The organism is Sphingomonas sp. 8AM (assembly GCF_902506455.1).
GTDB lineage: Bacteria > Pseudomonadota > Alphaproteobacteria > Sphingomonadales > Sphingomonadaceae > Sphingomonas.
In genome coordinates this window covers 1,567,733-1,591,628 of record NZ_LR733844.1, presented here as the reverse complement: position 1 = coordinate 1,591,628, position 23,896 = coordinate 1,567,733, and the positions used below count along the sequence as shown (strand labels likewise).

Annotated in this window: 18 protein-coding genes and 1 pseudogene; 8 read left to right on the top strand and 11 right to left on the bottom strand. The window is 66.7% G+C overall.

All coding sequences use genetic code 11. The features are described 5' to 3' along the window. Positions 1-27: 27 nt before the first annotated feature. Both BACI71_RS07600 and BACI71_RS07595 read right to left on the bottom strand, forming a co-directional pair. Positions 28-1,422, bottom strand: a complete 1,395-nt coding sequence (locus BACI71_RS07600) for a sensor histidine kinase (RefSeq protein ID WP_159757123.1) — start codon at positions 1,420-1,422, stop codon at positions 28-30. Then, positions 1,412-2,077: a response regulator gene (locus BACI71_RS07595; protein ID WP_201297328.1), complete on the bottom strand. Its 666-nt coding sequence runs from the start codon at positions 2,075-2,077 to the stop codon at positions 1,412-1,414. Before BACI71_RS07595 ends, BACI71_RS07600 begins: the two co-directional genes overlap by 11 nt. 100 nt (positions 2,078-2,177) lie before the next feature. Here BACI71_RS07595 and BACI71_RS07590 point away from each other — a divergent pair, with 100 nt between their 5' ends. The 4 genes and pseudogenes from BACI71_RS07590 (at position 2,178) to BACI71_RS07575 (ending at position 6,755) form a co-directional block, all read left to right on the top strand. After that, the gene (locus BACI71_RS07590; protein WP_159757120.1) at positions 2,178-3,251 is read left to right on the top strand and encodes an ABC transporter substrate-binding protein; all 1,074 of its coding nucleotides are present in this window, start codon (positions 2,178-2,180) and stop codon (positions 3,249-3,251) included. Further along, positions 3,248-4,734 (top strand): annotated as a pseudogene (locus BACI71_RS07585) (OprO/OprP family phosphate-selective porin). Before BACI71_RS07590 ends, BACI71_RS07585 begins: the two are co-directional and overlap by 4 nt. A gap of 32 nt (positions 4,735-4,766) precedes the next feature. Continuing rightward, a complete protein-coding gene (locus BACI71_RS07580) occupies positions 4,767-6,068 on the top strand; it encodes a CitMHS family transporter (RefSeq protein ID WP_159757117.1) in 1,302 nt (433 codons plus the stop codon). Positions 6,069-6,080: 12 nt separating this feature from the next. Continuing rightward, a complete protein-coding gene (locus BACI71_RS07575; protein WP_159757114.1) occupies positions 6,081-6,755 on the top strand; it encodes an alpha/beta fold hydrolase in 675 nt (224 codons plus the stop codon). Between the two features lie 16 nt (positions 6,756-6,771). Here BACI71_RS07575 and BACI71_RS07570 read toward each other — a convergent pair whose 3' ends face one another. After that, positions 6,772-7,932 carry an acyltransferase family protein gene (locus BACI71_RS07570; protein ID WP_159757111.1) on the bottom strand — a complete coding sequence of 387 codons (1,161 nt, stop codon included), beginning with the start codon at positions 7,930-7,932 and terminating at the stop codon, positions 6,772-6,774. A gap of 198 nt (positions 7,933-8,130) precedes the next feature. On the opposite strand from BACI71_RS07570, the gene BACI71_RS07565 reads away from it, so the two are divergent. Continuing rightward, the gene (locus tag BACI71_RS07565) at positions 8,131-9,678 is read left to right on the top strand and encodes an MFS transporter (protein WP_159757108.1); all 1,548 of its coding nucleotides are present in this window, start codon (positions 8,131-8,133) and stop codon (positions 9,676-9,678) included. Here BACI71_RS07565 and BACI71_RS07560 read toward each other — a convergent pair. From BACI71_RS07560 to BACI71_RS07525, 8 genes are all read right to left on the bottom strand, one after another. Beyond that, complete coding sequence (locus BACI71_RS07560) at positions 9,675-10,157, bottom strand: metallophosphoesterase family protein (RefSeq protein ID WP_159757105.1); 483 nt, start codon at positions 10,155-10,157, stop codon at positions 9,675-9,677. The two genes, BACI71_RS07565 and BACI71_RS07560, sit on opposite strands and share 4 nt — an antisense overlap. After that, the gene (locus BACI71_RS07555; RefSeq protein WP_159757102.1) at positions 10,154-11,242 is read right to left on the bottom strand and encodes a spore photoproduct lyase family protein; all 1,089 of its coding nucleotides are present in this window, start codon (positions 11,240-11,242) and stop codon (positions 10,154-10,156) included. Before BACI71_RS07555 ends, BACI71_RS07560 begins: the two co-directional genes overlap by 4 nt. A gap of 41 nt (positions 11,243-11,283) precedes the next feature. Continuing rightward, complete coding sequence (locus tag BACI71_RS07550) at positions 11,284-12,750, bottom strand: MDR family MFS transporter (protein ID WP_159757099.1); 1,467 nt, start codon at positions 12,748-12,750, stop codon at positions 11,284-11,286. A 107-nt stretch (positions 12,751-12,857) separates the two neighbouring features. Further along, positions 12,858-14,177: a GntT/GntP/DsdX family permease gene (locus tag BACI71_RS07545; protein ID WP_159757096.1), complete on the bottom strand. Its 1,320-nt coding sequence runs from the start codon at positions 14,175-14,177 to the stop codon at positions 12,858-12,860. 261 nt (positions 14,178-14,438) lie between these two features. Continuing rightward, positions 14,439-16,250, bottom strand: coding sequence for a glycoside hydrolase family 15 protein (locus BACI71_RS07540; protein WP_159757093.1), 1,812 nt, complete (start codon positions 16,248-16,250; stop codon positions 14,439-14,441). Further along, positions 16,243-17,055, bottom strand: a complete 813-nt coding sequence (locus tag BACI71_RS07535; RefSeq protein ID WP_159757090.1) for a glucose 1-dehydrogenase — start codon at positions 17,053-17,055, stop codon at positions 16,243-16,245. The genes BACI71_RS07540 and BACI71_RS07535 overlap by 8 nt, the downstream gene beginning before the upstream one ends. A 28-nt stretch (positions 17,056-17,083) precedes the next feature. After that, positions 17,084-18,217 (bottom strand): Gfo/Idh/MocA family protein, encoded by a 1,134-nt coding sequence (locus BACI71_RS07530; RefSeq protein ID WP_159757087.1) that lies wholly within the window; start codon positions 18,215-18,217, stop codon positions 17,084-17,086. A 97-nt stretch (positions 18,218-18,314) separates the two neighbouring features. Then, positions 18,315-18,887, bottom strand: coding sequence for a glutathione S-transferase family protein (locus BACI71_RS07525; RefSeq protein ID WP_159757084.1), 573 nt, complete (start codon positions 18,885-18,887; stop codon positions 18,315-18,317). A 23-nt stretch (positions 18,888-18,910) separates the two neighbouring features. Here BACI71_RS07525 and BACI71_RS07520 point away from each other — a divergent pair, with 23 nt between their 5' ends. The 3 genes from BACI71_RS07520 (at position 18,911) to BACI71_RS07510 (ending at position 23,843) form a co-directional block, all read left to right on the top strand. Then, the gene (locus BACI71_RS07520) at positions 18,911-19,681 is read left to right on the top strand and encodes a helix-turn-helix transcriptional regulator (protein WP_236552889.1); all 771 of its coding nucleotides are present in this window, start codon (positions 18,911-18,913) and stop codon (positions 19,679-19,681) included. Positions 19,682-19,770: 89 nt separating this feature from the next. Then, the gene (locus BACI71_RS07515; RefSeq protein WP_159757080.1) at positions 19,771-20,607 is read left to right on the top strand and encodes a hydroxypyruvate isomerase family protein; all 837 of its coding nucleotides are present in this window, start codon (positions 19,771-19,773) and stop codon (positions 20,605-20,607) included. A gap of 185 nt (positions 20,608-20,792) precedes the next feature. Beyond that, the gene (locus BACI71_RS07510; RefSeq protein WP_236552888.1) at positions 20,793-23,843 is read left to right on the top strand and encodes a TonB-dependent receptor domain-containing protein; all 3,051 of its coding nucleotides are present in this window, start codon (positions 20,793-20,795) and stop codon (positions 23,841-23,843) included. Positions 23,844-23,896 lie beyond the last annotated feature (53 nt).

Here is a 23,896-nt window from a genome sequence, read left to right as displayed (position 1 = left end):
GGATAGCGAAAACCCGTTAATGCCCCGCTAAGCCGATGACGTAGGCATATCCGGGAAACTCAGGGTCGCGCGCAGGCCCGGGTATGTGTTGACCAGCGACAGCTCCGCGCCGATGCGCTGCGCGGCCGTTTGCGCGATCGCGAGCCCGAGGCCGGTGCCTTCGGTTCCCTGACTGGTGGACAGGCGTGCGAAGCGATGTCCGGCTTTGTCGAGCTCGGCGTCGGGCAGCCCAGGACCGTCATCCGCGACGATCACCGACGCGGCGCTGTCGCCCTGCGCGACCACCACAATGACCTGCCCGCCGCCGCCGTTGTAGCGGATGCCATTGTCGACGAGATTGGACAGGATCTCGAAGACCAACGTCCGATGGCTGTTGATCGCCACCGGCTCGGGGGCATCCAGATGCAACTCCACCGACGCATCTATTGCCTGCGCGATCCGCCGGTTGATGACCGCGATCGCGACCTCGCGGAGGTCGACACGTTCCGACGGTGGAGCCATACCGGCTTCCTCTGCGCGCGCCAGCGCCAGCAATTGCTTGACGAGATGTTCGAGCCGGTTGCCGGCGTCGGCGATCTCCCCCAATGCCGCAGGATCGCCGCGCCGCGCCAGCGCGACCTGCACCTTCAGCACCGCCAACGGCGTGCGCATCTGGTGCGAGGCGTCGGCGGTGAAGCGGCGCATCCCGGCGGTGGCGGTGTCTAGCCGCGCGAGCAGATGGTCGAAGGCATCGGCGAGCGGGCGCAACTCGGTGGGCAACGGGCCGGCGTCGAGCGGCGACAGGTCGGGCGTGGCGCGCGTGTCCCGCGCTGCCACGGCATCGCGCAGGCGCGACAGCGGGCGCAGGCTCCACGAGAGCGCGGGACGGATCAGCAACAGCGCGACCCCGACCAGCACCACCTCACCCAGCAGCAGCGCGGCGAGCAGGCGGCGGCGCAATGCGCGCCGACCGTCGAGCGTCTCGGCAACCTGCACCACCACCGGTTCCGCGATCCGCGGCAGCGCACGGCGGACTTCCGCGATGCGGATGTCCTGCCCGCGATAGCGCGCCGAGCGGAAGCGCGGCATGTCCAGCGTCAGCTCGGCATCGTTCGGCGCCGGCAGGTCCGCATACCCCGTCAGCAGGCGCCCACCGACCGCGATCCGGTAATAGACGTTGTCGCGCTCACTGTTCTCCAACATCCCAAAGGCGGCGGGGGACAAGTCCATCGTCACCTCACCGCGCTCGACCTGCACCGTCTCGGCGATCGCGCCCAGCGCGCCGCCGAGCACGCGATCGTTGGTGCGCTGAACGGTGTCGGCGATCAGCGTTGCCCCGGCCAGCCCGAGCAGAACCGCAATTCCCAGCAACGGGGCGAGCAGCGCCGCGAGCAGGCGCGTCCGCAGCGCCAGCGCGCGACCGCGCAGCGCCTCATCCGCCATCGAGCAGATAGCCGACGCCGCGCACGGTACGGATCGCCGGACCGTCGGGTGCCAGCTTGCCGCGCAGGCGCGTGATGTTCACCTCGATCGCGTTGGGACCAACCGGCTCGTCATAGCCGAAGACCTCAGACTGCAGCGTCTCGCGCGTCACGATCTGTCCGGCGCGCGTCGCCAGCGCGTCAAGCACGGCCCATTCGCGACGACGCAGGTCGAGCGCGCGTTCGCCGACGCGCGCCGCACCGGCCGAGCGATCCAGCACCAGCGTCCCCACCACCAATTCTGGAGTCGGATCGCCGCCGCGCCGCCGTCCGAGGGCGCGAATGCGAGCCTCCAGTTCCTCGGGCGCGAACGGCTTTCGCAGGTAATCGTCGGCACCGAGATCGAGCCCGCGCACCCGATCGTCCAGCGCGTCGCGCGCGGTCAGCATCAGCACCGGCACGCGATGGCCCTGTCGGCGCAGCGCCTGAAGCACCGCGAAGCCGTCGACTCCCGGCAGCCCGACGTCGAGCACGATCAGGGCATAGGCCTCGTCGCCGGCGATCATCAGCGCGTCCTCGCCGCTCGCGACATGATCGACCGCATGGCCGGCGCCGCGCAGCAACGCGACGATCCCGCGGGCGAGCGCCGCATCATCCTCGACGATCAGAATCCGCATTACGCCGCCGAACCGTGAAAGGTGGATGACAGCTTGCCCGCATAACTCATGTTGAACAGCTTACCCGAACTCAGAGGCGGGAAGCGAGAGGACCTGAACGATGCGGAAACTGATCCTGTTGATGCTGGCGGCGGGGATCGTCACCCCCGCCGCCGCGCAACGCCCGGCGGGCTATCCCCGCTCCTACGACGCGCTGATCGCCGCGGCTCGGGCCGAGCGCGAGGTGCACGTCTATGGCAACGCCGATGCGGCTGCGATGCAGCCGGTGATCGCCGCGTTCCGGCGCACCTATCCGGCGATCGCAGTCCGGTACGACGATCTCGAGTCGCGCGACATCTATCGCCGCGTCGTCACCGATGCCGCCATGCGGAAGCCGGGACCCGATCTGGTGTGGTCATCCGCGATGGACCTGCAGGCCAAGCTCATCAACGACGGCTATGCGCAGCCGTATCTCAGCCCCGAGAAGCCGGCGCTGCCTCCAACGGCAGTGTGGAAGAACATGGGCTATGGCGTCACCGCCGAACCGGTGGCGTTCGTCGTCAACCGGCGGCTGATCCCGCCAGCACTGATCCCGTACACGCACGAGGCATTTGAGCGGCTGCTGCGGGACCGGCGCGGCGCGCTGACGGGCAAGGTCGCCACTTATGACCCCGCGCAGTCGAACGTCGGTTATCTCTATCTCAGCGAGGATCATGCGATCACCCGCGACACGCGCTCGCTGGTACAGGCAATCGCCGCGACACGCCCGGTCCTGTCGCGGACCACCGGGCCGATGCTAGACGCGATCGCCGCCGGGCGGATCGCGGTCGCCTACAACGTCGTCGGGCCTTATGCGCTGACGCGGGCGCGTCGCGATCCGCGCATCGGCGTCATCTTTCCGCGCGACTACACGATCATCGCCTCGCGCGTCGCCTTCATCGCCCGCGACGCGCGGCGACCCGCGGCGGCGCGGCTGTTCCTCGACTTTCTGCTGTCGCGCCCCGGGCAGACGCTGCTGGCGCGCGAATGGCTGCTGCCGGTGCGCGCCGACGTGCGTGCGCCGCGGCTGCCACGCGAACGACAGCGACCGATCCGCGTCGGGCCGCAGCTGCTCGTCAATCTTGATACGATCACCCGCCGACGGTTCCTTGCCGACTGGCGCGCGATCCTCGCCGAAGGGGCCAGAACGCCATGACCTTGTTCCGAACCGCCAGTGCGCTGGTCGCGCTGCTCGCCGCGACGCCGGCGCTCTCGCAGACGCTGACTGCCGACGAGCTGGCCGTGCTGGTCCGCCAACAGGCCGCCGAGATCGCGACGCTGCGCGCGCGGCTTGATCGGCTGGAAGGCGCGCAGCAGATTACCGCAACCCCTGTCCCTGCTCCTGCCCCTGTAACGCCGGCGGCGCCGCAGCTGGCACAATCCGACAGGTCGGGGCGCGATACCGTGACGCGGCCGTTCGCCCCGCAGCTCGTACCGCCAGGCCCCGCCGAGCGCGATATCGTGCAGGCACGGCAGGCGAATGCGGCCGGGGTTACGACCGAATGGGGCGCCGGGCTGCCGGTGTTCCACTCCGCCGATGGCATCTACACCTTCAAGCCGCGCGGGCGCATCCTGACCGATGTCAGCTCGACGTTCGGCTCCAAGTACGGCGCGCGCAACATCACGACCACCGGGATGCGCGCGCTGCGCCTCGGACTGGAAGGCGGAGTCGGTACGCACTTCTTCTACCAGTTCGAGTCTGACTTTTCCGAGAACGAGGTCGATATCGTCACCGCCTTCGTCGGCTGGCGCGACCGCATCGGCAAGGGGCTGGACTATGACGTCCGCGCCGGCCATTTGTTCAACGATCGCGGCTCCGAGGGCGCGACCGGATCGGACTCGACGCCGTTCATGGAGCGGACGGTGGTCGCCACCGCGATCATCCCACAGCGCGGCTTCTACGGTGTCGGTATTATGCCGCGAGTGTTCTGGAAGAGCGGGCACGCCTCGCTGACGGTCACCGGCGACCGGATCGACGGCACCAAAGCGTCAGCGACAGCCGAACCGCGCTCGCCCGCGCGCACTGGAACCCCATCAAGACCGGGCGCGGCGTGCTGCACCTCGGACTCTGGGGGTTTGATGAAGCCCTGTCGTCGGCGGCCACCACGCTGACCCGCAACACCGTGATCGGCGGCCGCTTCAACGGCGCACTCCGCGTGTCGACCGGCGCGCTGCCCGGCGGCCGCAGCACGACCGGGTACGGCGTGGAAGCCGGCGGCTACGTCGGCCCGATCTGGGTGATGGGCGAAGCGGGTCAGCGCCACGCGCGGCTTGACGGTGGACGCCCCGATTTCGTCAGCAAGGCGTGGAGCCTCTCGGGTGGCTGGTTCGTCACCGGCGACCTGCCCCCGTACAACCCGCGTCTCGGGAGCTTCGGGCAACCACGCGTGCTGAAGCCGATCTTCGACGGCGGCCCCGGCGCGATCGAACTCACCGCCCGCTACGAGAATCTCGATTACACCAGCCTGCTCAGCGGCGGGCGCGGCTGGGCGGCGACGATCGGGGCCAATTGGTACCTCAACAGCTTTACCCGGTTCCAGATCAACCTGGCCCATTGGAACACCGACAATCGCGCGGGTGCGTACACGGGCGGCGATAGCGGCGAAACGCTCGGCACGCGCATCGCCGTCACCTTCTGATCTTCTTTCCTCCTGACGAAAGCATCCTTTCGATGGACCTTGCCCTGCTCGGCTTCCTGATGGTGGCCACTTTCATGACGCTCATCATGACAAAGCGGATGACGCCGCTTGTCGCACTGATCGTCGTGCCGACCGCGTTCGCGCTGCTCGCCGGCTTCGCCTCCGGGCTGGGCGACATGATGATCGACGGGATCAAGAACCTCGCGCCGACCGGCGTGATGCTGCTGTTCGCGATCCTGTTCTTCTCGATCATGACCGATACCGGGCTGTTCGATCCGCTGGTCAACCGCCTGCTGCGCGTGGTGCACGGCGACCCTCTGGCGATCCTGATCGGCACGGTAGTGCTGTGTGCGATCGTCAGCCTCGATGGCGACGGATCGACCACGTACATCATAACGATCGCCGCACTCCTCCCGCTCTACAAGCACTACGACATGAACCGGCTGTACCTGTGCTGCCTCTTGATGAGCACCAGCGGGATCATGAACCTGACGCCATGGGGTGGCCCGACCGCGCGCGCAGCGAGTGCGCTGAAACTCGACCCGGCGACGTTGTTCCTGCCGCTGATCCCGGGCATGATCGCGGGACTGGCCTTTCTGATCGGGCTGGCGATCTGGTTTGGACGTAAGGAGCGTCGCCGCATCGGGCATGTGAAGGCAAACGAGCCGACCAGCTTTACCGGCATGGCGGTCTCGCAATTCCCCGAGGCACGCCGTCCGAAGCTGCGGTGGTTCAACGCCGCGCTGACGATCGCGCTGATCGCGGGTCTTGTTTCGGGTATCCTGCCGCTCTCGGTACTGATGATGCTGGCGTTCGCGGTCGCGATGATCGTCAATTACCCGCAGGTCGCCGAGCAGAAGGAGCGGATCGCCGCACACGCCGGCAACGTGTTGTCCGTTGTGTCGCTGATCTTCGCGGCAGGCATCTTTACGGGCATCCTGTCGGGGACCGGAATGGTCGAGGCGATGAGCAAGGAAGTGGTGGGCATGATCCCGCCGGTGCTCGGGCCGTATATGGCGCCGATCACCGCGCTGCTCAGCCTGCCCTTCACCTTTTTCATCTCGAACGATGCCTTTTATTTCGGGATGCTCCCGATCCTCGCCGAGGCGGGGACGCATTACGGCGTCGCACCGATAGCGATCGCGCGTGCCTCGCTGATGGGGCAGCCGGTGCATCTGCTCAGTCCGCTGGTCCCGTCGACCTATCTGCTGGTCAGCCTCGCGGGGATCGACCTTGCCGACCACCAGCGCTTTACCCTGGTCCCCGCCATCGCCGTGTGCACGGTCATGACCCTGGTCGGGGTTGCGGTGCTCGCCTTTCCGCTGGTCGGTTGAGGGGGAAATAGGATGCCGCTTTCCCCCACCCTCCCGCTCGTCCTGCTGCCCGCGATGGCGTGTGACGGGCAGCTCTGGGCACAGCAGATCATCGCCCTCGGCGACGTAAGCCATCCCGAACTCGGCGACCTGACCGTCGATACAACGCTGGAGGCGATGGCGGCGCGCGTGCTCGCCCACACCCCGCCGCGCTTCGCGGTCGCCGGTGTCAGCCTCGGCGGCTACGTCGCGCTCGAAATGATCCGGCAGGCGCCGGAGCGGATCGAGCGGATCGCGCTGTTCGGCACGCGCGCCTCGCTGCGGATGCGGGCGCGGACGCTCGGCGAACAGGGCTTGCTGGCAACCGCGCCACACGCCGATCCGATGCTGACCCCGATCATCAGCGGCCCGGTCCAGGCGATGGCCGAGCGCGTCGGTGCGGCGGTGTTCGAGCGCCAGCAACGGGCGCTGCTCGCCCGCCCAGACCTCGACGGGGCGATCCGCGGCGTTCGCGTTCCGACGTTGGTGGCAGTTGGGGAGCGCGACCGGATCTGTCTGCCCGATGATGCGCGTGCGTTGGCGGCGAGCATTCCGACGGCGTACTTCCGGCTGATCCGACACTGCGGCCATCTCGCGCCGATGGAACGTCCGGGCGAGGTGACGTCGCTGCTGCGCGCGTTCCTGACTGACCGCCTCGATCCGCAATGATTACGCCAGCAGCGGGTCAGACGCGCAAGTACCAGGCGCGCCTGTCCATATAAGCAATCGGGTACCAGACGATTGCGACAAACAGCGCGACTGGCGCCAGCGCCGCCACCTGCGTCCCGACCAGCGGAGCAAGCCATTTGAAGGGCAACTGGATCGCGTCGCCGGTCAGGATAATCGACGCGACCTCGTGAAGCACATAGGCGGCGATGGCGTTGCGGCCGAAGCTGCCAAACAGGTCGCCCTTGCGCGCAGGGCGGTCGTCGCGATCGAACCAGCGGTGAAACAGCCCGAGCAGGACGATGGTCAGCCCGGTCGACAAAAGGACGAAGCTGCTGGACCAAAGGCTCTTGGCGATCGGGAACACCACGCCCCACACCAGCCCCGCAGCGATGCCGGCCGCGCCAGCGACGAGCAGCGTCTTCGCGGCGCGGTCGACCCGCAAACCGCGGCCGAGATAATCCCCTGCCAACGTGCCGAGCAACGCCTGCGCCACTGCAGGCAGCGTGCCCAGCAGTCCCTCGGGATCGTAGCCGAACGGCCCTTTAACGTAGCGCCACTCGCCGAACACCAAACGGTCGACCCACGCGATGAAATTGTGCCCCGGCACCCACAGGTCGGTCGCACTACCATCGGGAACCGGCAGCAGGCACAGCACCCAATAGCCCAGCAACAACGCGCCCGCCGTCATCGCGCGGGCGCGCGTGCCCATGCGGGGATACAGCAAAGCGCAGACTGCGAAGACGATACCGATCCGCTGGAGCACGCCGGGGAGCCGCACGCCATATCTATGAAAATCGGCGAGGAAGAACATATGGCCGAGCAGCAGCCCGATCAGGATCATCCGTGCGGCGCGCGCCAGCACCCGCTGCGTCGCCGCACTCCCCGCTCCGCCGCGCGACGATATCGCAATCGACACGCCGACCATCGTCAGAAAGGCCGGGAACACCGTATCAGCGAGCGTGAAGCCCACCCATTCGGCGTGGAGGAGCGTCGCGAACACCGGCTTGTCAAGCGATTGCACTCCGGCGGTGGCGTTGACGGTGATCATTCCCGCCACCGTCACCCCGCGCAACAGGTCGAGCGAGCGCAGCCGCCGCCCGGCGCGGTCATGCGGATCGCGCGGCCCGGTCGCGGTGGTGCCCGGCGACGCGATGCTTTCCTCCACGGGTGCGGTCATGGCGATTTTCCCCTTATCGGGCGCCTGATCAGCAGCTTACCCACATGCCGCGGTAAAAGGTCCAGGTTGTCGCATCAAGGACTTGCGGTCGCCGGCACGGGCGTGCCTGCGCCGCCAATGCAGCCGACCTCTGAATCTGTGCCGTTGCCGCTTTTCGGCGCCGGCCGCTGCGGGTATCGCAAAGGCCGGGAGTAGGGAATGGGTTCGATCAAGAGCACGTTGTCGGATCGGCAGGCGGTGTGGGCGTTTGTGCTCGGCTGTGTCGCGGTGACGATTGGAGTGGTTGCGCATCTGCCGATGTTCGCGATGGCGCGCGCAATGCATTACCAGCTCGCCGGAATGCCGATGGACAATCTGATGGTCGGCGGCATGGCGCTGATCGTCCTCGGCACGCTGGTGGCGGCTTACGGGTTGCTGCCCCGCAACGTCGCCGCGCAGCGCGCCGCAGCGGCGGAGATTGTCGTCGCTGCACCGGAGGATGCGCCGCTGGGGCCGGCGCATTGGGGATTGATGGCGGTGCTGGTGGTCGCGCTGGTGATCGACGTCATGAAGCCGGCCTCGCTCGGCTTCACCGTGCCCGGCATGATCGCCGAATATGGCGTGCCAAAGAAGACGGTGTCGCTGGTGCCGTTCTTCGCGCTGGCAGGCACCGTCACCGGATCGGTGCTGTGGGGCTGGATCGCCGACGTCTACGGGCGCAAGGCGTCGATCCTGCTGTCGGCGGTGATGTTCGTCGGCACCTCGATCTGCGGCGCGATGCCGAGCCTCGCCTGGAACATCGCGATGTGCTTCATGATGGGCGCCGCTGCGGGCGGGATGCTGCCCGTCACCTATGCGCTGCTCGCCGAGATGATGCCGAGCCGGCACCGCGGCTGGAGCCTTGTGCTCGTCGGCGGGATGGGCGCGGTCGGGGGCTATTTCGCCGCCAGCGGGATGTCGGCGGTGCTGCAACCGGTGTTTGGGTGGCGGATCCTGTGGCTGGCGAACTTGCCGACCGGGCTGACGCTGGTGCTGCTGGGGGCGCTGATCCCGGAATCGGCCAAGTTCCTGCTCGCGCGCGGGCGGGTGGCGGAGGCCGAGGTGGTGATGCGACGCTTCGGCGCGACGGCACAGACGGTGCGGCCGGTGCATTCCGCTGCGCGGCATACCCAGCCGCTCCAAGGGCTTCACCTTTACGGGAAACTGGCGGCGCTCAGCATCTGCGCGCTGTCGTGGGGACTCATCAATTTCGGGCTGCTGCTCTGGCTGCCCGCCGATCTGGTCGCGAAAGGCTATTCGGTCGGCGTGTCGAGCCGCCTGCTCGCCGAGAGCGCGCTGATCGCCTTTCCGACCGTCTTCGTCGCGGCGTTGCTGTACAGCCGCTGGAGTACCAAATGGGCGCTGGCGACGATGATCGCGCTGACGCTCGTCGGCTTGCTGCTGGTGCTGCGGCTCGAAGTGGCGGGCAGCGGAAGCCCGGTACTGCCCGTCGCGCTGCTGATCGTCGGAACGAACGGTATCATCGCCATCGTTCTTCCTTATGCGGCGGAGAGCTTCCCGCTGCGCGTTCGAGCGCGCGCCACCGGCTGGGTCGCGGCCTGTACCAAGGCAGGTGGCCTGATCGCGCAGGGGCTTACGATCAGTGGCTTCGCGCTGTCGATGAGCGGTTCCGCCCTTGTCGTGATGGTGCCGACCGCACTGTCGTTCGTACTGGTCGGTTGGTTTGGCCGCGAGACCCGCGGGCGCGACTTACGGGATATCGATTAGGCGCGGAGGGCGTCCAGTCGCACCGGTGCAAAGTCATGGACGTCGACCCCGACGTCGAACTGGCGCGGCATCGGCTTCAACCGTCCATGGCTATGCCCGTGCAGGTTGAGCGCGCCCTTGTGCTGACCGTTCCAGCTGCGAAAGGGATAGTGGCAAAGCACCAGCCGACGGTCGCCCAGCTCGATTTCGGCGTAATCGCGAACGCTCGCCCATCCCTTCGCAGCCACCGTGCCCTCGGGATCGTTGTTCCCACGCAGCAGATGCTTGGTCCCGTGCAGCCGGTCGAGCAACGCTGGAACGTCGGCAGCGCGCCGCGCGACGTCGCCGAGATGCCAGACGATATCTTCGGGCGCGACGGTCGCGTTCCAGCGCGCGATTAACACATCGTCCATCTCGGTAACGCTCGAAAACGGCCGCTTCTGAATGTTGATCGTGCGGTGGTCGCCGAAATGCGTGTCGGCGGTGAAGAAGACCGTCATGTCCAGTAGAGAATCCGCGCCGCGGGCAGCACCACGCCGATCCGTTCCTCGAAAAAGCGGCGCAAGGCCCGCATCGTCGCGGCGTCATATACCTGCTTCTCGGTACCGAACTTCGTGCGCTTGGTGGTTCGACCTGCCGCGCCCATGTCGAGCGACGATCCCGGATACCAGCTGTCCAGCACCGCCTTCGATGCGGCGGTGAAGCGGTGGGTGATCAACTCGACGGTCAGATCGATGTCGCGCGCCGCGGCGAAGCTTGCCGCGACGTCGTCGAGCAGCGCGCTGTATGCTGCCTCCCAGCCATCCGCGGCGATGATCGGCGCGATCGTCAATCCGACCGGGTAGCCCGCCGCCGCCATCCGCGCGAGTGCCGCGACGCGGGCAGCGACCGGCGCGGTCCCGCCTTCGAAGCGTCCGAACAGCGGCGGGTTGATCGAGGCACGCATCCGCGTGCGGCCGTGATGGTTCAGCGGGAGCAGTGGATCGACATCGGCGAACTTGCTCGTAAAGCGCAGCTGCACTGGTGCCTCCCACCGCCCGAACCACGCGATCGTCGTCGACAGCGCGCCGGTGATCGGTTCCAGTGCCAGCGGGTCGGTATAGCAAGACGCCTCGAAGGTGGTTCCCTCATGCGCGCGATCCCGGCTGCCCGACGTGACGCGCCCCTGCCCGACATAGGCCGCCAACCCGTCGAGGATCTCGTCGAGATTGGCATAGACGCGCGTGATCGGCGGGCCCTTCAACGAGCCGGCGAGATAGCAATAGCTGCAATGCGCCGGACACCCTTCGGCAAGGTCGACGCGCCAGTCGGCGCTCGGCGCGATCGGCTGGAGCCGCCGCTTCGATGGCGGCGCGACCACCACCGCGAGCGTCGACTTGGCCAGCGCATAGGCGCGGCGCGGATCGTTCGGGAGGTCGAGCGCCAGGCGGTCGCCGCGGAGCTCGACGATCTCCACACCGAGCGCCGCCGCACGCTCGACGATCGCGCGCCCCTGCGCAAAGCCGAGCGACGACCGCGTCACCAGAAGCCGGCGCGGGCGCCAGCCCTCGCCCGCTGCTATGCGGTCCTGTCTTGCGAGCGCCATGTAACGGGAACGGCTGGGATCGCGGTTCGGTCCGTATCCGGTCAGCCGTGATGCCCGCTCATCTCGGCCCCGGCGTCGGGCGCGAACTTGCGGTTCCAGATCACCGCCGAGGCCGAGATCGTCGCGACGAGCAGGAAGGCGATCGAGAAGGTCTCCAGCGTCGGCTGGCGGCTGGCATTCAGCAGCGTGCCGAGCTCGAGCACCGTCGCCGCGGTGCAGATCCCCAATGACAGCGTCAGTTGCTGAAAGGTCGCGTAGAAGCTGGTCGCCGCGCTCATCCGCGTCTTGTCGACATCGGCATAGGCGATCGCGTTGAAGCCGGTGAACTGGAACGAGGTGAAGAAGCCGGAGACCGCCAGCACCGCCAGCAGCGCGGCGGTCGGCCAGTCGGGACGGACGAAGGCGCAGGTGGCGTAACCAGCGCTGCTCGCCAGCCCGGCGACGATCAGGCTGCGGCGGAACCCCCAGCGGCGCAGCACGCGCGGCGCCAGCGCCTTCATCGCCAGTGCGCCGATCGCCCCCGCCATCGTGATCGAACCCGTCTTCGCGGCCGACAGGCCAAAGCCGAGCTGGAACATCAGCGGGAGCAGGAACGGCTGCGCACCCTGTGTGATGCGGGTCAGCGAGCCGCCGATCACCGACAGGCGGAAGGTCGGAACCCGCATCAGCGTCAGGTCGAGGATTGGATCGGCGGCGTGGCGTGCGTGCCGGACATAGCCGAGTCCCAGCATCGCGCCGGCCAGCAGCAACACAGCGCCGACCCAGCCGGTCGCCGGCCGGCTCGCCAGCTCGAACCCGAACAACAAGCAGCCGAGCGACAGCCCGGACAGCACGAATCCAGCGCCGTCGAACCGCGCCCGCGCGTCCCCGCGCACCTCGGGCACCAGCAGCAGGGCGCCGATCATGCCGATGACGCCGATCGGGAGGTTAAGGTAGAAAATCCACCGCCAGTCGAGCCAGGTGACGATGAACCCGCCGAGCGGCGGTCCCAGTATCGGGCCGATCAGCGCCGGCATCACCAGCCACGATAGCGCCTGCACCATGTCCTCCTTGGCGACGCTGCGCAGCAGGACGAGACGGCCGACCGGCACCATCATCGCCCCGCCGATCCCCTGCACGAAGCGCGCCGCGACCAGCATCGGCAACGACCCGGCCTGCGCACACGCGATCGAGCCGAGCAGGAACACGCCGATCGCCGCGCAGAAGACGCTGCGCGACCCAAACCGGTCGGCAAGCGTGCCGCTGGCGGGGATGAACAGCGCGAGGGCGAGCAGATAGCTGGTCAGCGCAAGACTGAGGCTCGCGGCGGGAGTGCCAAGATCGCGCGCCATCGTCGGCAGCGCGATCGTCAGCACCGTCCCGTCGAGCTGCTGCATGAACAGCGCCGAGGCGACGACCAGCGCGATGACGCGATAGCCACGCGTGGGCGGCGTTTCGCTGGCATGGAGCCGGGCACCGGTGACCGCCTCCACCGCAGGAGCGAGGCCGTCTCCGACATCGGCGCTCATCGAGGCCAGGTTGCGTCGTCTCCATCGCATCCCGAGCGCCATCGCGGAAAAGTCGCGCGATGGCTACGGTAACGATGCGCGCGTCCGGGCCGAGCGCTCAGGAAAGTCTAGAAAACGCGCAGCGCGGCGTCGAGCAGCAGGACGAAGATCAGCCCGAACACCCCGACCAGCGTCTCCATGAGCGACCACGACCGGAACGTATTGCGCAGCGAGAGGCCAAAATACTCCTTGAACATCCAGAAGCCGGAATCATTGACGTGGCTGCACATCAGGCTGCCCGCGCCGATCGCGAGCACCATCAGATTGGCGTCGGCCCCGGTGGCGACGATCACCGGCTGGATCAGCCCGCCCGCGGTAAGCCCCGCCACTGTCGCGGAGCCGACCGCGATGCGGATCACGCACGCCAGCAGCCAGCCGAGCGCGAGCGGCGGCAGCGGCAGGTCGGCGAGCTGCGCGGCCATGATCTTGTCCGCGCCGCTTTCCACCAGCACCTGCTTGAGCGCGCCGGCTCCGGCGATGATGAGCAGGATCGGCGCGATATCGCGGATCGCCACCGCGAACCCATCCATGATCTCGACCCGCGTCAATCCCGCGCTGCGCCCCAGCGCAACGATCCCGACGGCAATCGACAGCAGCAAGACGTTGGTCGGATGCCCGATGAAGGCCACCCATGTGGCACTCGCCGGCGCTAGTGGCGCATAATGGAGGCCGGTGGCGCCGGCGATCAGCACGACCGGCATCAGGGCGCAGGCGAAGCTGGCGAAGGCGCCCGGCAACGCGCGGTCGCGCGACGCAGCGGCGGCCTCGAACAGCGGCGACGGCGGTGACGTAATCCTCTTCAGCGTCCTGGCGAACAATGGCCCGGCGATCGCGAGCGTCGGGATGCCAACGATCAGCCCATAGGCCAACGTCACGCCAAGATCGGCACCGAGCTGCGCCACGACCGCGGTTGGTGACGGGTGCGGCGGCAGGAAGCCGTGCGCGATTGACAGACCGGCGAGCAGCGGGATGCCGACGTGCACCGCCGGCAGTCCCGAGCGCAGAACGATCGAGAAGATCAGCGGCACCATCAGGACGAAGCCGACATTGTAGAACAACGGGATGCCGACGAGGAACCCGGTCGCCGCCATTGCGATCGGCAATCGCGACGGGCCGCACCAGCCGATTAATGTGTCCGCTATGCGCTGCGCGGCGCCGCTGTCGGCGATCAGCTTGCCAAGGAAGGCGCCCAGCACGATCGTGATGACAACCGGGCCGATCGTATCGCCAATGCCCTTTTCGATCGCACCCGGCACGCGCGCCAGCGGGACGCCCAGCAACAAGGCGGCGCAGAGCGCAGCAACGACGAAGGCGAGAAACGGCGGCGCTCGCAGTGACACCAGCGCAATCAGCACCACCAGCGCCACCACCACCGAAAGCAGGATCATGCGCGCTCTTCCGAAAGAGGCAGGGTGACACTCGCGGGATGCTGGCAGGGATGATTCATCGCTGCAGACATCGCACGTTGCGCCCGCGCGTCAATTCAGACCTTCGCCGTACTGTGGCCGATCGACATCCCTCAATTGACGGTCTTCGTGCATCATCCCGGGCCCGCTTCGGGAATCTGCTTTGCAAGGCCGGTGGACAAGAAGCATGTACCCGGATCAAGTTCGGCTCGACGAAAAAAGCGGAACGAGAACGATGACGGTCTACGGCTGCCAGTTCGGGCGGTAGGTCGGGTCGAGCCGCCTGTCGATGAAATAGGCCGCGCTGATGAAGGCGAGATGGGTCAACGCCTGCGGAAAATTTCCCAGCGCGAGCCCGCGGCGATCGACTTCTTCCGAAAACAAGCCCAGCGGGTTGGCATAGGCCATGCCCTTGGCGAGGATCATCTCCGCCTCCTCCATGCGTCCGGCCCGCGCGAGGCACTCGGCATACCAGAAGGTGCAGGTGGTGAAGGCCCCCTCGCCGCCCTCGAGCCCGTCGGCGTTGCAGTAACGATACACCAGCCCGTCATCGCGCAGCCCGGCGCCGATCGCATCCAGCGTCGTGAGCCAGACCGGATCGGTGGAGGAGACGAACCGGACCAGCGGCATCATCAGCACGGCGGCGTCCAGTTCGCGACCGCCGCGCTCCTGGACGAAATAGCCATGTTCGGGATGACGGAAGTTCGTCCAGACATCGTCGACGATCGCGTCGCGCGCTTCCGCCCAAGCGACGAGCGGCGCGGGCAGCGAACGTTGGTGCGCGAGCCGGATCGCGCGGTCGAGCGCCACCCAGCACATCACCCGCGAATGCAGGAAGTGGCGCGGTTCGCCGCGCATCTCCCAGATACCGGCATCGGGTTCCTGCCAATGGGCAATGACGTGATCGACGATCCCGCGCACGTGCTGCCACCCTTCGTGGCTGATCGCGTGCCCGTATTTGTTCGATAGGTAGACGCTGTCGAGCAACTCGCCAAAAATGTCGAGCTGGGTCTGGGCGTGCGCGGCATTGCCGATCCGTACCGGGCGGCTGCCGGCGTGGCCGGCGAGATGGGACAGCTCCTGTTCGTCTGCCGCCTCCGATCCGTCGATCGCGTACATGATTCTGATCGGGTGTTCCGGGTCCGCCGCCATGACGCGCTTCGCTGCCCAACGATTGAAATGCTCGGCTTCGTCCACGTAACCGAGCCGCAGGAACGCATAGACGGTGAAGGATGCGTCGCGGATCCAGGTTGCGCGATAATCCCAGTTACGGCCCGCGCCAGTCGCCTCGGGCAAGGAGAAGGTCGCCGCCGCCGCGATCGAACCATGCCGTGCCGAGGTCAGCAGCTTCAGCGCCAGCGCCGAACGCGTCATCATCTCGCGCCAGCGACCGTCGTATGTCGACTTGCGCGTCCATGCGCGCCACGCCTCACTGGTGGCGGCGATGTCCGCCGTAATCGCCGCATCGTCCGGGCAGATCAGCGCGTCGTCGCCGAGCACCAACCACGCGCTCTCGCCGGCACGGAGCGTGAAGTCGGCAGCCGCCGCGTCGCTTTCCGCAACAAGCGGCACCGAGGCGAACAGGCGCAGCGACAACCCGGACCCCGCAAAGCGAATGCCGCCTTGCGCTGCCTCGACCGAGGGCACCTCGCGCGCATAATCGAAGCGCGGCGCGCAGCGCATCACAAATCGGACGCAGCCGCGGGTCACGGTGACGCGACGGATCAGGCAGCGTGCGGCCCGATCCGGATGGGCTCGCGCATCCGGCAAGGGCATCAGATCGCGCACTTCGGCGCTTCCCTCCTCTGCCATCCAGCGCGTCAGCAGGACGTTGGTGTCGGGAACATAGAGCTGCAGTTGCCTGGACCGGTCGAGGACGGGAGCAAGCATGAACGCTCCGCCTTTTTGTTCGTCGAGCAGCTCCGCGAAGATTGTCGGACTGTCGAGTGCTGGCCAGCATAGATAGTCGATCGTCGCGTCGCCTGCCACGAGCGCCGCCGTTTCGAGATCGCCGATGATGCCGTGGTCGCCGATCGTATGGAGCGGATCAGCCATTATCGCGGAACTCGGGGTACAGGGTCATTCCACCGTCGACGAACAATGTCGTCCCCGTCACATAATCGGCCTGATCCGACGACAGCCACACCGCGGCGCGCGCAACGTCCTCGGGTTCGCCGATCCGCCCGTAGGGGATCAGCCGCAGCAATTTCTCCAGTGCCGCGTCGCTGTCCCATGCCTCTTTGTTGATGGGGGTGCGGATTGCGCCGGGCGCGATCGCATTCACGCGAATGCCGTCGACCGCCACCTCCTGCGCAAGCGAGCGGGTAAACATCCGGCTGCCGCCCTTCGAAGCGGCGTAATTGACGTGGCCCGCCCATGGGATCACTTCGTGGACCGAACTCATCGTGATGATCGAGCCCGCACTGCGAGCGGGCCGAGCGTCCGTGGGCTGACTCCGGAAACGGCGAACCGCCTCGCGGGCGCACAGGAACTGGCCGGTCAGGTTGACGTCGATGACGGTGCTCCAGTCCGCCAATGTCATGTTCGCGATCGCGGCGTCCTTCTGCACCCCGGAGTTGGCGATCAGCACATCGACGCGTCCGAACGCCGCGACCGCCTTGTCGAACAGACGGCCGACCTCATCCTCTTCCGAAACATTGGCGCCGACAGCGACGGCACGTCCGCCGCCTGCGGTAATATTTGTCACCAGATCCTCGGCAGCCTCCGCATCCGAGTGGAAATTGACGACCACAGCGGCTCCGGCCTCGGCCAGCCCGGCGGCGACCGCGAGGCCGATGCCGGAGCTGGCGCCGGTCACGATCGCGACATGATCGGAAAGCAGGCGGGCGGGGTTCGACATCGGCATCTCCTGAAACAAGGAAAGAGGATCAGGCGCCGGTTGGCGGCGCGGCGTTTACCGGCTGTGGCGGTGATATGCCGCGCAGTGTCTGCTCCTGCGCATCGGGGTCGATGCGGCGGCTCCGCGCCAGCGGTTCGACTGGCGCCGTGCCACCCGATTGCAGCGCTGCGACGATCGCCTCGATCACCAGCAGATCGGCCAGCCCTTCCTCGCCGCCGGGCTCCGGGGCGCGATCTTCGAGGATGCAGTCGGAGAAGTAGCGAAGCTCGCCCCCAAACTGGTCGGTCGCCTTATAAGTCTCGTGGGAGCGTTTCTCCCCGATCTGGCGATAATGCTCGAGCCCCTGGCCGAATCCGAAGGCCGGGTTCATCGTGATCGAGCCCTTGGTTCCCGCAATGGTGAGGGTGTCGACGTTGTTGGCGTAATAGCTGACGGTGAACTGCGCGAGGCGATCGTCAGGCAGCCGCAGCGTGACCGCAATCGTGTCGTCAAAGTCGCCCAAGCCGGCGGCGGCATGGCGGGTCCCGACGGCCGATACGACCTCGATCGGTTCCGCACCGAACAAATAGCGGATTGCGTTGATCGGATAGGCGCCCATGTCGAACAGCGGCCCGGCCTCGATCCCGTTTGACGCGCGGTGATTGGCGGGATCGACCATCTGCGTGAAGCACGCGGTGAAGGCGATCAACTCGCCCAGTTCGCCCGCGCGGATCCGGCGTATTGCGTCAAGCGTGGCGGGTTCGAAGTGCAGACGATAGGCTGTCATCAGCTTCGCCCTGCCGCGCTCCGCCGCCGCGATGATCGCGCGCGCCTTCTCGGCCGAGACGTCGAGCGGCTTCTCACAGAGCACGTGGATGCCTGTCTCGAGCGCGGGGATGGCGAACTCGGCGTGACGCCAATTGGGCGTTGCCAGATAGATGGCGTCGATCGTGCCCGAGCGGAGCAGCTCCGGAAGCTGCTCGTATGAATAGCGCGCCGCGATGTCATAGCGATCGCCGAGCGCCGCCAGTTTCTCGGGATCGCCCGAGACCAGCGCGGTCATCTCCGAATTGCCGGTATGCGCAACGCCCGGCATCAACGCTTCCTGCGCGATGTCGCCGAGCCCGACGATTGCGTAACGGACCTTGCGTCCGCCTAGTCCCAGTGCCGATGCGATGCTCATGAATTGTCCCGCGTGATGGTCGACGACAGCCGCAACCGCTTCGCGCACCGGAATAGTTCCCTTGGCACCGGTGGCCCCATCACGCGGGACGCACGCGCTACGCCGCCACAGCACTCATCCGTTCGCCACACCGTGCCACCCAGTCGCGCAGTGCGGGATCCTCGGGCAGCATTTCCGCGAACCAGAGGAATGGCGAACTGCACAGCATGTCCGCTGCGGAGAAGCGCTCGCCCAGCAACCACGGTCCGTGGCGTAGCGGCTCCAGCAGCCGCTCGATCATTGTATCGAAGTCGCGCAGCCCTGCCGCGATCGCCGAATGGTCGACATTCGCCCATTTCAGGATCAACAGCGGTTCCATGATCCCCTGGTAATAGAACAACCACGACAAATAGTCCGCCCGTCCCGGCTCACCCGCCAGCGGTCCCAGACCCGCAGCGGGATAGGCATCGGTCAGATAGAGGATGATCGCGCCGCGTTCGCGCACGGCTTCGTCGCCGTCGGTCAGGTACGGGACCTTGCCTTCCGGATGCGGGTTGGCGGGATCGCGCCCGCCCGTGCCGTCCTGACGGGCGATCGTCACTTCGCGCAATGCAACATCGGCCGATAGCATCCGCACCAGCGCGACGATCGTGTCCGATCGCGACCTGGGCGAGTGGTAGAGGGTACGCATCATTCTGCTCCTTGTGTTGAACGATGCGGTCGATCTACGCAGGGCATCCTGACAATATCGGGCAGCAGGGAATGGCGCGATCGGACCGCTTGATGCGCCTGCTGGAGGCACTGCGGCGCTTGCCCAAGCCGGTCACCGCGCTCCGGCTCGCGGCCGAGACCGAGATTTCGGTGCGGCAGCTGTATCGCGACATCGCGACGTTGCGCGCCGGTGGCGTCTTGATCGACGGCACCGCCGGCTTTGGCTACACGTTGACCGAGGATCCGACGCTGCCGCCGCAGAGCTTCTCGCGGCTCGAGATCGAGGCGTTGCTGCTCGGGGTCGCCAGTCTCGGCGATCTCGGCGACGAAGCACTCTCAGTTGCCGGGCGCAATGCGTTGGCGCGGATCATTGCGAGCTTGCCCGATCGGCAGGCGCGACAGGCAGCGCACGCCACGATGCGCTCGTGGCGGCCACCGGCGCCGCGCGCGATTGTCAGCATCGACCTGGAGCTGCTGCGCGCCGCATGCTGGGACGAGTTTAGCGTTCACATCTCCTATCGCGACGCGCGCGACCAGCGAACGGATCGTGAGATCCTCCCGCTCGGCATGTCGTACAGTCCGCAAACCCTGATGCTGGTCGGCTGGTGCCGGCTGCGAAATGGTTATCGCACGTTCGAAGTGCCGCGGATCGAGCGTCTGGAGCGAGGCGACACCAGCTTCCGCCCGCGGCGGGTGCAGATGCTGCGCGACTATGTCACATTGCGGACTGCCGAATGGGAGCGTCGCACGCAGCAACCGTTGCCCGACCGATGACGATCGGGACCCCGCACCTCGCTACACGGACAAGGCTTTTGCCTGCGCCACTTTGCGGCGCGCCGAATCTCGATTACGCTTGTGGCATGATGACCCGGCGCACCATGCTCGCTTCCTCCCTTGCCCTCTCCGCGACCACCGGCGTTGCCGCCGCGCCGCCCCGCGCCGGGCGGTTGAAGCAATCGGTAAGCCGCTGGTGCTATCAGGACATTCCGCTCGATCGCCTGTGCGTCGCCGCCGTCGGTATGGGGTTGCAGGGTATCGATCTGCTGCAGCCCGCCGAATATGACGTGCCGCGTCGCCACGGCCTGCGCTGTACGATGGGCTATGCCGCGGAGATCATGACGATCCCCAATGGTCTTAATCGTCGTGAGAACCACGACGCCATCGAAAAGGCGTTTCGGGTCGGCATTCCGCAGGCGGCGAAGGCGGGCGTGCCGAACGTGATCGCCTTTTCCGGCAATCGCCGCGGCATGTCCGACGAAGAGGGCGCGGCCAACGCTGTCGCCGGGCTGAACCGCATCAAGGGGATTGCCGAAGATCATGGCGTGACGATCTGTATCGAATTGCTCAACAGCAAGGTCGACCATGCCGACTATATGGCCGACCATACCGCGTGGGGCGTCCGGGTGGCAAAGGAAGTCGCGTCGCCGCGCGTCAAGCTGCTCTACGATATCTATCACATGCAGATCATGGAGGGTGACCTGATCGACACGATCAGGAAGAACATTCAATGGATCGGGCACTTCCACACCGGCGGCGTGCCGGGACGCCACAACCTCGACGCGACGCAGGAGGTCAACTGGCAGGCCGTCGCGCGCAGCGTCGCCGACTTGAAGTTCCAAGGCTATTTTGCGCACGAGTTCGTGCCGGTCGGCGATCCGCTGACTGCGCTGGCGGAGGCGGTGAAAACCTGCACCGTCTGAACCGGATCGTGTTTGCGGCCCGTTGCGACGTCTTCCCTCACGCTCGTCGCCAGCATCGCGTTAAGGCCCGATTTTAACCATACGGTAACGCCGCCGACGATAGACGCCCCGCATCGCAGCGCCGGACCGTCACGTCCGGAACACCGCGGCAGAAGTCGCCGCTGCGTTCAGAAGGGGAAATCGTCGTGAAGTTGATCAAGGCAGCGCCATGCGCGCTGCGTAACGGGATCTCGGCTGTGGCACTGGCCACCGCGATCGTCGCTCCGGCAAACGCGCAGGAGCTCGTTCCGGCCGCGGCGGCGCTGTCGCTGACTGCGAACGAAGCAGCGCCCGCCGATGCCGCCACGTCCGCGCAAATTGCGCCGACCGCCGACACCGCAGCCGAAGAGGCTCCCACGGTCGTCGTCACCGGCACGCTGTTCCGTGACTCCAACGCCACCTCGATATCGCCCGTCACGGTGCTGAGCGGAGCAACGCTCGAGCGCGCGAACATCACCACCGCGCAGGACGCGATCCGCTCCGTATCCGCGGACAGCGCCGGATCGATCTCGACCGGCTTCCGCAGTGGGTTCTCGGCGGGCGGCGCGGCGGTGTCGCTTCGTGGACTCGGCGTGTCGTCAACAGTGGTGCTGATCGACGGCCTTCGCTCGGCCAATTTCCCGCTGAACGACGATGGTCACAACGCCTATGTCGACCTGAACTCGATCCCGTTCAGCACTGTCGACCGGATCGAGGTGCTCAAGGACGGCGCGTCTTCGACCTATGGTGCCGACGCGATCGGCGGCGTGGTCAATCTGATCAGCAAGAAGAACGTTCAGGGCGTGCAGGGCTCGGTACAGGGCGGCGCGACCGACAAGGCCGATGGCGCACATTATCGCGCCACGCTGACCGCCGGGTTCGGCGACTATCCCTCGCAGGGCTTCAACTTCTATGTGAACGGCGAGTACACGCACGACGGCTTCATCACCAATCATTCGCGCGGCTATCCGTACAACACCACCGACCTGCGCCCGAGCGGGTTGCTGGATCGCAACCGCAACGATGACTCGCTGACCACGCCCAATCCGCAGGCGGTGGTGACGCGCGTGACGCAGACCGACCTCAACGATCCGCTGGCCGGAAAGGTCGGTGCGCCGCTCACCAATCAATATCAGCTCATCAACCCGAATTCCTGCCCGTACGGCACCTTCACGCTCACCAGCGGGTCGGAGATCGGCACGGGCTGCGCGCACAACCTCCCCGACGAATACAATCTGATCCAGCCGGAGCAGCAGCGTTACTCGACGACCGCGCGGCTCACGGTACGGCTGAGCGACAATCTCGAAGGCTTCGCCAGCGCCAGCTATTCGCATTCCGACGTCACCATCACCGGCGCACCGCAGGGGATCCGCCAGGCGCAGCCGTTCGGCGGTGCCTCCGCGCTCGCGTCGAGCAGCCCCGGGATCGTGCTGCCGGTCTATGTCTGCGCGGCCGGCGTCGATTGCGTATCGGCGAGCGATCGCCGGCTGAACCCGAACAATCCCTATGCGGCCGCCTATGCCGCCAACCCGACGCAGGGCGCGGCGCGCATCTATTATCTGTTCGGCGACATCGCCGCGCGCAGCGAGCGCTCGCTCAACGTCTTCCGTACCACCGCCGGCATCTCGGGCGATCTGGGCAACGGCTTCAAGTTCCGGCTGAACGGTGTCTATGCGCGCGACGAGCTCAGCGTGACGCAATATGGCTTCATCAACATCCGGGGCTTGCTGAAGGCGATCAACACCGGCGCTTATAACTTCGTCGATCCGAGCCAGAACTCGGCCGCAGTGCGCAACCAGATTTCGCCGGCGCGCACCACGCCCTCCTATTCGACGGTCGCGACGATCGGCGGATCGCTGCTCAAGTCGCTGATGGAGCTGCCGGGCGGCGACCTCAACGTCGGCGCCGGTTTCCAGCTGCGCCGCGAAACGCTGATGAACCGCAATGCGAATGCCGATCTGAGCTATTACGGCCTCAACACGTCGTCGGCGCAGGGTCAACAGACCGTCACGGCGGGGTTCTTCGAGATCGACGCGCCGCTGGCCGAGCAGTTCGACCTCAACGTGTCCGGGCGCTACGATCATTATTCGCAGGGTTACGGCCATTTCTCGCCCAAGGTCGGGATGAAGTTCTCCCCGGCGTCGTTCGCGTCGTTGCGCGCGACCTATTCGCAGGGCTTCCGCGCGCCGACGTTCGCCGAGAACAATCCGGCGAGCAGCTACGCCGGCTATTCGTCGTTCATCCCGCCCCGCAGCTTCATCGCCGCGCACCCGGGGAACACGGCGTATAGCGGCACGTACAATATCGGCAGCGGTTCGACCGGCAATCCGGCCATCCTTCCGGAAGTCTCGCGCAGCTTCACGGCGGGCATGATCCTGAACCCGACGCGCTGGTTCAACCTGACCGCCGACTATTACAACATCAAGAAGTCGAACCTGATCGTCAGCGGACCGCGCCGCTCGGCCGCCATCGATGCCTATTACGGGGCGACGAATGCCGCGGATGGCTGCGCGGCGCTCGCCAAGGTCGGCGAAGGCAATCGTTGCAACATCATCGACGCGCCCGATCCGTCGAACCCGAACGCCTTGCCGCGGCTGCTGGTGTTCGACGTCCCTTACGTCAACGCCAATTATCAGCTCAGCTCGGGGATCGACGTGCAGGCGACTGCCAGCGGCCGGATCGCCAACGGCACGCGCCTGACCAGCCGGCTCGACGTGACCCGCGTGCTGCGCCTCGATCTGGTGACGCCGGACGGCGTGGTCCAGAAATATGCCGGTACGCTCGGGCCGTATCAGCTGTCGTCGGGTGGCGGGACCCCGCGCATCCGCGGCAACTGGCAGAATTCGGTGGACGCGGGCAATTTCTCGCTCACCGCCACCACTTATTATGTCGGTCGCATCAAGCAGGTGGCGGCGGACCGGATAACCGCGGTCGACAACGTGATCGACCTGTCGTGCAAGAACACGCTGGCGCCGATCGTCAAGGGAACCGACCCCAACAAGCAATGCTACATCCGGCCGTTCATCTATGTGGACCTGAACGCCGCGCTGCGGGTCAACGATCAATTCCGCTTCTTCTTCAACGTTCAGAACCTGACCAATGCGCGCGCTCCGCTCGCATCGGGGGCGTATACGAGCAACCCCAACTATCTCGTCAGCTGGCATTACGCCGGGCTCGTCGGCCGCAGCTTCAGCGCGGGCGCCAGCTTTAACTTCTGATCGAGACCGGACCGGTCGTCATCGGGCGCTGCCCGGTGCCGACCGGTCGCCTT

What these genes read in the sequence shown, in the direction of transcription:
- BACI71_RS07580 (WP_159757117.1), top strand. Translation starts at nt 4,767, where the DNA reads ATGGACCTTGCCCTGCTCGGCTTCCTGATGGTGGCCACTTTCATGACG.
- BACI71_RS07575 (WP_159757114.1), top strand. Translation starts at nt 6,081, where the DNA reads ATGCCGCTTTCCCCCACCCTCCCGCTCGTCCTGCTGCCCGCGATGGCG.
- BACI71_RS07590 (WP_159757120.1), top strand. Translation starts at nt 2,178, where the DNA reads ATGCGGAAACTGATCCTGTTGATGCTGGCGGCGGGGATCGTCACCCCC.
- BACI71_RS07545 (WP_159757096.1), bottom strand. Translation starts at nt 14,177, where the DNA reads ATGATCCTGCTTTCGGTGGTGGTGGCGCTGGTGGTGCTGATTGCGCTG.
- BACI71_RS07515 (WP_159757080.1), top strand. Translation starts at nt 19,771, where the DNA reads ATGACCCGGCGCACCATGCTCGCTTCCTCCCTTGCCCTCTCCGCGACC.
- BACI71_RS07525 (WP_159757084.1), bottom strand. Translation starts at nt 18,887, where the DNA reads ATGCGTACCCTCTACCACTCGCCCAGGTCGCGATCGGACACGATCGTC.
- BACI71_RS07560 (WP_159757105.1), bottom strand. Translation starts at nt 10,157, where the DNA reads ATGACGGTCTTCTTCACCGCCGACACGCATTTCGGCGACCACCGCACG.
- BACI71_RS07540 (WP_159757093.1), bottom strand. Translation starts at nt 16,250, where the DNA reads ATGGCTGATCCGCTCCATACGATCGGCGACCACGGCATCATCGGCGAT.
- BACI71_RS07535 (WP_159757090.1), bottom strand. Translation starts at nt 17,055, where the DNA reads ATGTCGAACCCCGCCCGCCTGCTTTCCGATCATGTCGCGATCGTGACC.
- BACI71_RS07570 (WP_159757111.1), bottom strand. Translation starts at nt 7,932, where the DNA reads ATGACCGCACCCGTGGAGGAAAGCATCGCGTCGCCGGGCACCACCGCG.
- BACI71_RS07520 (WP_236552889.1), top strand. Translation starts at nt 18,911, where the DNA reads ATGCGGTCGATCTACGCAGGGCATCCTGACAATATCGGGCAGCAGGGA.
- BACI71_RS07565 (WP_159757108.1), top strand. Translation starts at nt 8,131, where the DNA reads ATGGGTTCGATCAAGAGCACGTTGTCGGATCGGCAGGCGGTGTGGGCG.
- BACI71_RS07550 (WP_159757099.1), bottom strand. Translation starts at nt 12,750, where the DNA reads ATGAGCGCCGATGTCGGAGACGGCCTCGCTCCTGCGGTGGAGGCGGTC.
- BACI71_RS07595 (WP_201297328.1), bottom strand. Translation starts at nt 2,077, where the DNA reads ATGCGGATTCTGATCGTCGAGGATGATGCGGCGCTCGCCCGCGGGATC.
- BACI71_RS07530 (WP_159757087.1), bottom strand. Translation starts at nt 18,217, where the DNA reads ATGAGCATCGCATCGGCACTGGGACTAGGCGGACGCAAGGTCCGTTAC.
- BACI71_RS07555 (WP_159757102.1), bottom strand. Translation starts at nt 11,242, where the DNA reads ATGGCGCTCGCAAGACAGGACCGCATAGCAGCGGGCGAGGGCTGGCGC.
- BACI71_RS07600 (WP_159757123.1), bottom strand. Translation starts at nt 1,422, where the DNA reads ATGGCGGATGAGGCGCTGCGCGGTCGCGCGCTGGCGCTGCGGACGCGC.